This window comes from Candidatus Poribacteria bacterium, assembly GCA_009839745.1.
Classification (GTDB): domain Bacteria; phylum Poribacteria; class WGA-4E; order WGA-4E; family WGA-3G; genus WGA-3G.
Map to the genome: position 1 here is coordinate 22,628 of VXPE01000064.1, position 10,904 is coordinate 33,531.

Below are 10,904 nucleotides of genomic sequence, written 5' to 3' on the forward strand. Positions count from 1 at the left end.
AACATCTTGCGGCTATCGGTGCTATTCACTACACTTCACATCAAAAATGATGCCGCAGTTTCTGTCCGGTTTCCGTCAAACCGTGCTAACACTTGACAGACGAACATTTCTGTCGCCACTTTAAGTGTCACGCCGAGTGGAATGTCAAGGCTCTGACCATTTTCAGAGAGATACGGTCTTTCAGGGATATCCACAAGACGGTTTTGATACGTCCGAAGTTTTTCGGGTAGATGTTCCAGTAAAAGCGTCTGCCCATCAATGAGGTAAGCGGCACGTTCAATCACATTTTCCAACTCCCGCACATTTCCGGGCCACGGATAGCTTTTGAGGAGAACCCATGCACTTGGAGCAATTTGTGGAACTTCCGATTCATAGGACCCGCGATGTTTTTTCAGAAAGTGTGCTACTAACGGTTCAATATCCGCCTGTCGTCCTGCCAGCGGCGGCAGGGAAATAGAGGCAACCTCCAACCGATAGTAGATATCCTCACGAAAGAATCCATCTCTAACGGCTTGCAGGATATCTCTATTGGTAGCGGTTAAAATTCGGACATCCACTGGAATGGATTTTTCGCCACCGATGCGTTCAATCTCCTTTGCCTCAATCGCATGTAACAACTTCGGTTGCAGTGAAAGCGGCATCTCCGAGATTTCATCAAGGAACAGCGTTCCGTTATGCGCCCTTTCAAACTTACCGAATTTGTTGTAGAACTTCAAACATCTGTGGACTGTCGCCGATGATTTCACCGTAATCGCCACGTAATGTATTTCTTGCCATTTTAACGTGAGAGCCTCCTTACCCCTCTTTATAAGTTAAAGACACCGGTTTGATGGCAAAGGGTGCATCGGGGATACAAATTTCATATCCGCGCTGAGTTAGTATCGCGAGCACAGCTCGCTCCTACAGAAGAGGTCGGGAATCAGAGTTCCCTCCTACGGGAGAATTGAATGGCTCTGGCATGTTGTAAAAGAATAATTGACAAAAACAGATGCTTCTGATAAAGTATCACCATATATCGCATTTTCCTTTGTGAGTTTGCAAACTACGTCCTAAGATTTGTGGAGGATAAAAGATGCCAGCACGTTTAGCAATAGATGGCGGAACCCCCGTTATTGCCGATTCTGTACCCGGCGGAATGCACGGGCCCAGTGTGATAGATGCGCGTGAGATCAATGCTGTGACAGAGGTCTTGCGCAGTGGAAAACTTTTTCGATTCGTTGAGGATTCCAATGTAGCCAGTTTTGAGAAGGAGGCAGCGGCGTACCTTGGGACGAAACACGCGTTGATGGTGAACTCCGGGACCTCCGCAATCATCTGCGCACTGACTGGGCTCGGTGTCGGCCCGGGAGACGAGGTGATTGTTCCGGGCTACACTTTTATCGCCACTGCCGCTGCGATTGTCGGTGTGGGTGCGATTCCAGTCATAGCGGAAATCGACGATTCGCTCGGTTTAGATATTGCCGATGTGGAACGAAAAATTACACCCCATACGAAAGCTATCTTACCGGTCCACATGCAAGGTGTCCCGGGCCGACTTGAGGCGATTGTCGAACTCGCGCAGAAGCACAACCTCTTTGTTGTTGAGGATTGCTGTCAGTGTGTCGGCGGACAGTATAAAGGGAAATACGCTGGAACGTGGGGACACGCAGGTGCGTGGAGTCTTAACTACTACAAAGTCATCTCTTGCGGTGAAGGTGGGCTCGTCTTTAGCGATGACTACGACACCTATGAGCGCGCAGCCTTCGCAGCGGAACCGGGTTTACCGATGTGGATGAGTGATTCTGAATGGAAGAACAAACCTTTTTCTCGGCAGTGTTACCGAACGAGTGAAATTTTGGGGGCGATCGCACGCGTGCAGCTTTCAAAATTAGAGGACATCTTAGGACACACGCGCAGACTGAAAAAAGCGTTTACCGCGGAACTCGCTGAGACACCGAAAGGTTATATCCGTCAACATGTAGATGATCCGACCGGTGAGTGTGGTATTAGTGCCGCGATTATTGTGCGTGATGTGGAACTCGCGAAAAAATACGCCGAAGCGCTCAAAGGTGAGGGGCTGAACGCCGGCACGGCTTACAACGAAGGTTTCCCCGATCGGCATATCTATACCTATTGGGATTCTATTCTCTTCAAGCATTCGCCCGACGCTTCTGGATATCCGTGGAAAGATCCACGCTACACAGGAGATGTTGAGTACTCGCGGGATATGTGTCCACAGACGTTATCCATCCTCGGTCGTGCGTTGCGATTTGGGTTTAACGTGAATATGCAAGAGGAGCATGCGCGGTTGATGGCAGCCGCAATTAACAAAGTGGACGATTTTTTTAACGATTAAATCTGGGCATCGTTCCACTTCGTTCCACGATGGTTTTCGGTTAATTCCAACCGCTCCGGGGTCATCAAAGGTCTCTTAACGATTGGAATACTTCCGTAATAACAGAAGATCAACTCAGAAGCAAAGGGTTAAAGAGTCGTTAGAAAATAGGGATGACATAGGTGCGGCGCCCGACTTCAGTGAAACCGAGTTTCTGTGCCACGCGAAGTGAAGCGGCGTTGTCTTCACCACAACTCCAAGCCGGTACTTTCCCTTTTGCCTGAATCTCTCGAGCGACGAGGAATGCCGCAGCGGTCGCAAACCCTTTTCCACGCCACTGCTCGACTGTCGAAACACCGATGTCGGCATGTAGGTCAGTCTCCGCATAGGTATGCGCGATGGCGACGATATTACCATCCACAACGGCTCCCGCGGCGATCCCGTTTGTTAGCAGTGCTTCGTGCGTTTTGTAACCGTTTCCCTGGACTTCCGACGGAGCCTTTGCCAGACGCACAGTATCTTCTAATGTTAGAAGACGAACTGCCTCGTTTGAATAGCAATGGACAGGCTCCAAAAGGGCATGACAGACATCACCATAATAACGGATGGATGTGCCCCTGTCGGCTTCAATAAGTGCCCCGAGAGATGCAGCGCAGGTGCTCTCGACGTTGACACACCCCCATCCGTGGGTCTCTTTTAAAAGTTGCCATAACGCCTCGGCATCAGTGCCGAACCCACAGGGTTCGTCTGCACAAAACGCGTCGAAGACGAGCGCTGCGTTGACATCCGGCAGGCTGCCAGCAATGTAAGCATCGCACATCCCCTGCTTCAAGCGGGACGCGGAAATAACCGTCATGGGGGTGTCCCCGAGGCGATCCGCCAGCACAAAACATTCTTGGAACGTAAGTTTAATCATTTTTTTAACTATGGGAATCTGGTCACTGCTCCCTGTGCAAGCTTATAGAGGTTTACAGGACAATGTTTCGCAGTGGTTCTTAGTTAATTCCAACCGGGTCTAGGGGTTCAAAGGTTTCTGACTTCACCGGAGATCGTTGCGTAATGAAATTAGGTTCTCCTTAAATGGCATAATTTGTCTTTGCTTTACATTTGGAGCAACGCCCAGGAGTAATAAATTAAAAGATGAAAGTTACGATTTTAGGTTCAGGCACCTCAACAGGCGTTCCTGAGTATCAATGCAACTGCGAAACCTGCCAAGACGCGCGGGATGTCAACTCAAAAAACTACCGGACTCGTTCATCAATCCATATCGAAAAAGAGGGGAAGCACCTCCAATTCGACCTCGGTCCCAATTTCATGGATCAGATCGTTCGGAACCGGATTGAGCGGATAGATGCCGTTATCTTCACACACTCGCATGCCGATCATGTCAGTGGAACGAACGACATTGTGATGCCGTGCCGAAAACAGCAAATGGATATGCCCATCTACGGTCCTGAGCAGACGATTGGTATCCTACAACGCAACTTCGATTATATGTTTACAAAGGAGACGTTCCAAGGTGGTGGTGTCGGACATCTACTACCGAATGTGATTGAAGAAAAGGAACGACTGGCGTTGCATGGATTCGATATTATGCCAATTCCAGTTGAACACGGGAACGTTCCGACTTATGGCTATCGAATCGACGACTTCGGATACCTACCAGATGTGAAGCGATTGCCGAAGGCGTCGCAAGACCTACTGAATGGGGTTGACGTGCTGGTGATTGACGCGCTCAGTTTCAATCCGAGACATCCAACGCATCTTTCAGTCGGTGAAGCATTGGAAATCAGTGCGGCTTTAAAACCGAGGAAGACCTACTTCACGCATATTATGCACCGACTGGATCATCGGTATTTTCCGGAGCAGTGTAAAGAGATGGACATTGAACTCCCAGACGATGCCTATCTCGCGTATGATGGACAGGTAATTCAGCTATAGTATGTGCCTCGATCCGAAGACCGAGGCAACAGCCAGTGTTCTCTATCTACCGAACCCACCTTGTGGCGGTTTCCGTTGCTGCAGAATAACGCGGTCGTTTGCCTTGAGTCCGCTTTTGACGATCACGTGTGTTTCGTTCTGCATACCGGTTTCAACCTCTGTGCGTGTGCCTTTGCTGCTACCATCATCGAGCATAACGGCTTTTCCCTTCGACATATTAATCGTGGCGCGTATACCGTCTGCTTGCTTTTTACCTTTCACCAAAAGAGATAGCGTTGTTGGTCCCGGACGAATACCGCGTTGGGAACTATCAAGACTAATGGTAACATCGTTGGAACCCACATTTGCCACAGTGCCCCTGAAAATCTTTTCACTGACAGTCTGGACTTCAATCGGCTGATTTACCTTGTAGGGTTTGGTATTATCAACTTGCGCGGTGACAGTCGCCGAAGGCTCATTTATAAGGGCATCAATCGGTAGTAGGAGCACCCCTTTTTCTTCATAGGTAATGATATCGACATCTGCGCTCATGCCCGGACGCAGTTCCTCTGGGGACCCACTAACTTCTATCATCACCTCAAATGAAATGATGTTATCCTGTTCCGCCCCGCTGGGCGAAATTTCATAGACTGTTCCGTCGTATGTTTTTGTTTGGTAGGCATCTACCTTGATTTCTGCGCGGTGGTCGAGACGGAGACGCTCCATATCGACTTCGTTGATGAAGGTTTTGACGACCATTTTGGAAGGATCCACAATCGTCATAATGGGCGGACTCTGCGAGAAGGCAGAACGTCCAGACGTCACGATTTCCCCCTCTTCGAGTTCAAGGAGCGTAACAATTCCCGCCATAGGTGCCCTGATTGTGGTCCAATCAAGCCGTTCTTCTTCATTTTTTAGATTACTTTCCCTACGCAGTTTATTTGCTTCAGCACTGACCCTGGATTGCTGGGTTAGCAATTTTTCATTGTCGAAAGTCGATATGAGTTCTTGTAACCGAGTTTCGGAATTGTCGACACGGAGTTGTGCTTCCTCCTCTGACTTCTGCCGCATTTTTTTCAGGTTTTCGAGGTTTCGTTCCTCGTTCGCCAATATTGCCTCACGTGTTACGATGGCAGTCTCGCGTGTATTGATCGTTCGCTCTTGCGATGTGATCGATTGTTTCTGTGAGTCTACCCGTGTTATGGCATTTTCGTGTTGGACTTCAGCGTTGGCGTGCTGGGCTTGGGCGTCCTCTAATGCCTTTTTGGAAACCAGTCCCTTATCAAAGAGTTCCGTGTTACGATCGAGTTCTGATTTGGCGTTATCTAAGGAAACCTTTGCAGATCTGAGGGAGGCTTCATTTTCAGACAACGTAATTTTTGCCTGTGCAAGCGCGATGTCGGCTTGATCTAAGGCGATTGTATCCTGTGCAAGCGAGTTCTTAGTGGTCTGAACATTTGTTTCTGCCTGACTGACTTGTGTTATCGTTGTGGCTTTAGTGGTCTCAAGGTTGGCTTGAGCGATTTTCAGATCTGCATCCGCCTGCGTGAGTTCGCTGTCAAGCCGCTCGTTTTTGAGTTCTATGTTTAGTTCTGCTTGTCTGACCTGTGCTTTGGCAGCTGCGACATCCGCTTGTGCCTGTTTTTTCCCTTCTTGATAGAGTTCGGGATCCAGTTCCAGCAATATTTGGCCCTTTTCAACCCTATCGCTGTTTTGAACATGGAGTTTAATGATTTCGCCTTCCACGTTGGATTTTATTTCTACGTCGATGAGCGGTTCCAAGTTGCCTGTTGCGCTAATACGCATTTGGAAATCGCCACGTTCAACGACTTCAATTTTTTTATCCAGAGATGGATCTGTCCCGTTTTTCCCGCGGCCCAGGACGACCCAACCGATGGCAACGACGAGGACCAAAACAACGGCAGCAGCAATAATCACTTTCTTCAAGGGTAATTCCTCCTAGAGTAGTTGTTGGTCATCGGTGCGGTGAATCAGAATCAACGGTATGAATGCCTTATGGCATTCCCCGGGTATGAAGCCCTTATGGGCTTCCCCATCTGCGAAAGCAGACGAAGTCTGCGAACCGAGAACCATCCTCCAATAGACTAATCGGAACGGAGTGCTTCAACGGGTGTAAGTTTCGCCGCTTTGTTAGCCGGATAAAGCCCGAAGAAAACACCAATAGCCACAGAAACGAGTAATGCGATAATCATCGTTCCGAATGAAATCACTGAGGGCCAATTGCTTCCTTCCCAGACGAACCTGGAAATAAGAGCAGCTGTTCCTTGCCCCATGAATATACCAGCAATTGCGCCGATAATACCCCCGCCAAGGGTCAGCACGGCAGCTTCAACCAGAAACTGTGCCAGGATGTCGTTACGGGTTGCGCCGAGTGCTTTACGCAGCCCGATTTCCTTCGTCCTGTCGGTTACAGAGACAAGCATAATGTTCATTACGCCGATCCCCGCGACCATCAGCGCGATGCCAGCAATACCACCCATCAGGGCTTTCATCACTAACCCCACTTTTCTGGCAGTTGCCAACTCCTCTGTAGCTGTCCAATAGTTATATTCTTCACCTGTATTGTTATGTTGTCTTCCCAAGATCCGTTTGGCGTCGGCTATAGCGATTGGAATCGTATCCACGTCAACTGCTTCTACGCGAAGGCGTTCAATGTCATCTCTGCCCTTAAAACGTTGTTGAAGCGTTGTTATGGGAATAATAAAACGGTCATCCCAGCCAGAAGTGTCCATCGCATCGCCTTTCTCTTCCATGACACCGATGACCTTCAGACGCACCTCATAAAGCCCACTTCTACCTCTCCACCGGAAGGATTGACGCGAGGCTTTAATCTCTTTTCCAACGGGATCTTCGCCGAGAAAAACCTCTTCGGCGACCTTGGAACCGATAACAGCGACACTACTCGCCTCTTCCACTTCTTCGGCTGTAAAGAATCTACCCTCCGATGGGTACCAGTTGTGCGAACGATCGTATCCTGCGGTTGAAGCGACGATACGAGATTCTTTTGTGCGTCCTTTATAATTCACGGTCCAACCGGGCATATCATCTTCGGCGACGACATTGACGATTCCTCTGGCTCTATCAAGGATTGCAAACGCATCTTCGGTTTCCAGATCTTCAGCGCGGTTTCTTTGCCATCGGCTTCTTCCACGCACAGCTGATCCAGCGGCGCGGCTCAAGGTTCCCGACTGTTTGTCCCAGTCATCTTTATAGATTTCGATCATTTTCGTGCCGCCCGTCCGTTCAATTTCTCGTAAGACCATGGCACTCGAGCCATCGCCGACGGATACCATACTGACAACAGACCCTACACCGACGATAATCCCTAAAATTGTCAGTGCGGAGCGGAGCGGGTTCCGCCGTAGACTGGAAATGCCTAAAATAACACACTCCATCAAATTCATGTGGATTGCCTCCTAATCAGCCCTAAGTGCCTCAATTGGTGAGAGTCCAGAAGCTTTTATTGCTGGATACAGCCCAAAAGAGATGCCAATTATCGCTGAAAATGATACTGAAATCAATATCCATTCCGTGGAGATAACCGAGGGCCATTCGGGAACGATCTGGACGATGTTGACGGCGAGCATCGCCATCCCTTCGCCGGCAAACAAACCCAATACAACCCCCAGGGCACCGCCTACACTACACATCGCAATGGCTTCTATTAAAAACTGCAACAGAATGTCTAATCGCTTCGCCCCGATGGCTTTTCGTAAACCGATCTCGCGGGTGCGTTCTGTGACAGCCACGAGCATCATGTTCATAATCCCAATACCACCGACAAGTAACGAAAATCCTGCGATACTCCCCAATGCGATTTTTATGACTTTGCTGATTTTGTCCAACTGTGCCATGCCTTCCCGCATATCCCAGATTGAGAAGAAATCGTCTTGCCCGTGATGCATCTTTCTAAGGACGGTTTTCACCTCTTCAATTGCTTGCGGGACTTCTTCAACAGTATTCGCGTGGACGGAAAGCATTACAATCCTATCGTTACCGGTGAAACGTTCCTGTGCTGTGGTAAGGGGGATGAATATCATGTCATCCAAGTTCCAGCCAAATCTGAGGCTGCGTCCGCGGGTTTCCATTGTGCCGACAACGGTGAAACGTTCGGTTATTCGTTTTTGGTCTTTTCTGCCATACCGATCGAACCGCCCCCCGGGACCTTTACCGATTTTAATCTCTTTTCCTACAGGAGAATCGTTTCCAAATAGGGCGGCGGTTACTTCAGCCCCAAGCACACAAATTTTCGCTTCATTATCAATATCTTCGTTTGTAATAAAGCGGCCTTGCTGGATGCCCCAATCCATCGCTTCCGAGAATGATGCATTTACGCCGTTATAACCTGTGCGGTGCTCTGCCCCGCCGGCGGCTTGGACAAGCACCCCTCGCCATTCTGGGATCCGCGGCACGACTAACTTTACAGATGGACATTCCGCTTCAATGGCTAATACATCTTCGTATTCAAAATACTCGTTGCTCCGATTCGGTACCCAGCGATTGTTTACCCGCTTATGGCTGCTTCGGTACATCGTAAACTGGTTCACGCCACCGAGTTTCTGTGCGTCTTGCAGGACAATCATCTTGGCACCATCACCGATGGCTATCATTGCGAGCACTGAGGCAACCCCGATAATAATGCCGAGCATCGTCAACAAAGAACGCAACTTATTGCTACGAATTGCGGAAATACCAACAGATATCCCCTCAACTATGCGCATTTCATGCCTCCAATTTATAAAGTATTCCTATTCTTAATGTGTTAGACAAAAAAAGGGGAATAAAGTTCGATTTTTTTCGTAGCAATTTCTTTTTTTAGGAACGATTTCCAAATCGCAGCACCTAACCAAAATAGAACCTATTCTTATTTTATTAGACGCAATTAAATGAAATAGGTTTATTGTTTATTGGTTATGTGTTTTGGGGTAACAGATAAGATTTCAGGATGGTGATAGAGAATTTAATGAGGAAAGGCGCGCTTGAAAAAGCGCGCATATAGGGACAGATGTTGGTTGGATACCGAGTTTTTAGTCTTTGCGTAATGCTTCGACGGGTGGGAGGCTGGACGCTTTGATTGCAGGATACATCCCAAAGAAGATACCAACCGCTGCAGAGAATGATACCGAAATCATGACCCACTGCATAGAAACAACCGAGGGCCATTCCGGAACAATTTTAGCAATTTTAACAGCAAGCATCGCCATACCTTCGCCAGCAAAAATCCCCAACCCGATACCGATTGCCCCGGCTACGGCACACATTATCACCGCCTCTATGAGAAACTGAGCCAAGATATCTAAAGATTTGGCACCCAGTGCCTTCCGGAGTCCGATTTCTCGGGTCCGCTCCGTGACAGCGACTAACATCATATTCATAATGCCTATACCGCCGACGAGGAGCGAGAACCCGGCAATACTCCCTAATGCGATCTTGATCATCTTGCTAATTTTTTGTAACTGTTCCATGCCTGCACGCATCTCCCGAATTCTGATGAAGTCGTCCTGGTTTTTGTGCCGCTTTCTGATAACGGTTCTCACCTCTTCAATCGCCTTCGGGATTACGTCAACACTATTCGCGAAGACCATAATATTCCAAACTCGATCATCACCCGTCAAACGTTCTTGGACAGTTGATACAGGGATAAAGGCAAGATTATCGTAACTCCACCCAAACTGGAAACTTGTCCCTCTCGGAGTGAGGGTACCAACAACGGTGAGGCGTTCAGTGGATCGCCGTCTCATTCTTCTTCCCCATTGATCGCGGTAACTAATCTTTCTGGCAATTTTAATCTCTTGTCCTATGGGAGATTCATTGCCAAATAACTCAGTTGCGAGTTCGTCTCCGAGCACACAAATTTTTGTTGCGTTTTGGACATCGTCATCCGTAATGAAGCGTCCCTCTTTAAGGTCCCAATCCATTGCGGTTGTATAGTTAGCGTCCACGCCATTGTAGCCAGCACGGGTTTCAGTGCCGCCTGGTCCCTGAAACAGGACACCTCGCCAATCCGCGATTCTCGATGTGACAGCACTCACGGATGGGCACTCTGCCTCAATCGCCAATACATCTTCATATTCCATATATTCATTGCTACGGATACGGACCCATCTGTTATTTTCTCGTTTGTAGGATGTTTGGTAAAGTGTGATTCGGGTTGCCCCACCCATCTTTTGTGCATCTTCTATCACAATTTGCTTAGCCCCATCACCGATAGCAATCATTGCGAGAACGGCTGCGATACCGATGATAATCCCAAGCATTGTCAGCAGCGAGCGCATCTTATTTGAACGAATCGCGGAGATTCCAATGGATACCCCTTCAATGAAGCGCATGTTTCCCCCTGAACCTTTTTGTGTGTTTGTTGTCAAAGCAAGTGTTTATTGGGAATGTTTGACATAATTATCGTAAATAGGTTTATACAAGTTTCATAAAAAAGATTTTAAAAGGCAAAAAAGGTTAGCAAAAAAGACAAGAATTTTTCATTATAATTTGACAAATGCAAGCGGATGATGTATAATTTAAACAACACTGAAAGTATATAGTGTACTCGTAGTTGCTAACAGCATTTTTGTTGTTGGCAAGTTTGTATTATAGGGACTTTCGGGGCGTAGCGCAGCCCGGCTAGCGCGTCTGCTTTGGGAGCAGAAGGTCG

8 protein-coding genes are annotated in these 10,904 nt (G+C 48.2%); 2 read left to right on the forward strand and 6 right to left on the reverse strand.

The annotated features are described in order from the left end of the window. Positions 1 to 35 precede the first annotated feature (35 nt). Positions 36 to 809, reverse strand: a complete 774-nt coding sequence (locus F4X88_10530; protein MYA56721.1) for a hypothetical protein — start codon at positions 807 to 809, stop codon at positions 36 to 38. A 263-nt stretch (positions 810 to 1,072) separates the two neighbouring features. Between F4X88_10530 and F4X88_10535 the strand changes: the two genes are divergently transcribed. Further along, positions 1,073 to 2,335, forward strand: coding sequence for a DegT/DnrJ/EryC1/StrS family aminotransferase (locus F4X88_10535; protein MYA56722.1), 1,263 nt, complete (start codon positions 1,073 to 1,075; stop codon positions 2,333 to 2,335). A gap of 139 nt (positions 2,336 to 2,474) precedes the next feature. Here the strand turns inward: F4X88_10535 and F4X88_10540 are convergent, their stop codons facing one another. Beyond that, positions 2,475 to 3,230: a GNAT family N-acetyltransferase gene (locus F4X88_10540; protein ID MYA56723.1), complete on the reverse strand. Its 756-nt coding sequence runs from the start codon at positions 3,228 to 3,230 to the stop codon at positions 2,475 to 2,477. A gap of 224 nt (positions 3,231 to 3,454) precedes the next feature. Here F4X88_10540 and F4X88_10545 point away from each other — a divergent pair, with 224 nt between their 5' ends. Further along, complete coding sequence (locus tag F4X88_10545) at positions 3,455 to 4,255, forward strand: MBL fold metallo-hydrolase (GenBank protein ID MYA56724.1); 801 nt, start codon at positions 3,455 to 3,457, stop codon at positions 4,253 to 4,255. A 42-nt stretch (positions 4,256 to 4,297) separates the two neighbouring features. On the opposite strand, the gene F4X88_10550 is transcribed toward F4X88_10545, so the two are convergent. The 4 genes from F4X88_10550 to F4X88_10565 form a co-directional block, all read right to left on the reverse strand. Further along, positions 4,298 to 6,181 (reverse strand): HlyD family efflux transporter periplasmic adaptor subunit, encoded by a 1,884-nt coding sequence (locus F4X88_10550; protein MYA56725.1) that lies wholly within the window; start codon positions 6,179 to 6,181, stop codon positions 4,298 to 4,300. A gap of 158 nt (positions 6,182 to 6,339) precedes the next feature. Continuing rightward, the gene (locus F4X88_10555) at positions 6,340 to 7,659 is read right to left on the reverse strand and encodes an ABC transporter permease (GenBank protein ID MYA56726.1); all 1,320 of its coding nucleotides are present in this window, start codon (positions 7,657 to 7,659) and stop codon (positions 6,340 to 6,342) included. Between the two features lie 12 nt (positions 7,660 to 7,671). Continuing rightward, positions 7,672 to 8,976 (reverse strand): FtsX-like permease family protein, encoded by a 1,305-nt coding sequence (locus tag F4X88_10560; GenBank protein MYA56727.1) that lies wholly within the window; start codon positions 8,974 to 8,976, stop codon positions 7,672 to 7,674. 306 nt (positions 8,977 to 9,282) lie between these two features. After that, positions 9,283 to 10,584: an FtsX-like permease family protein gene (locus F4X88_10565; protein ID MYA56728.1), complete on the reverse strand. Its 1,302-nt coding sequence runs from the start codon at positions 10,582 to 10,584 to the stop codon at positions 9,283 to 9,285. Positions 10,585 to 10,904 lie beyond the last annotated feature (320 nt).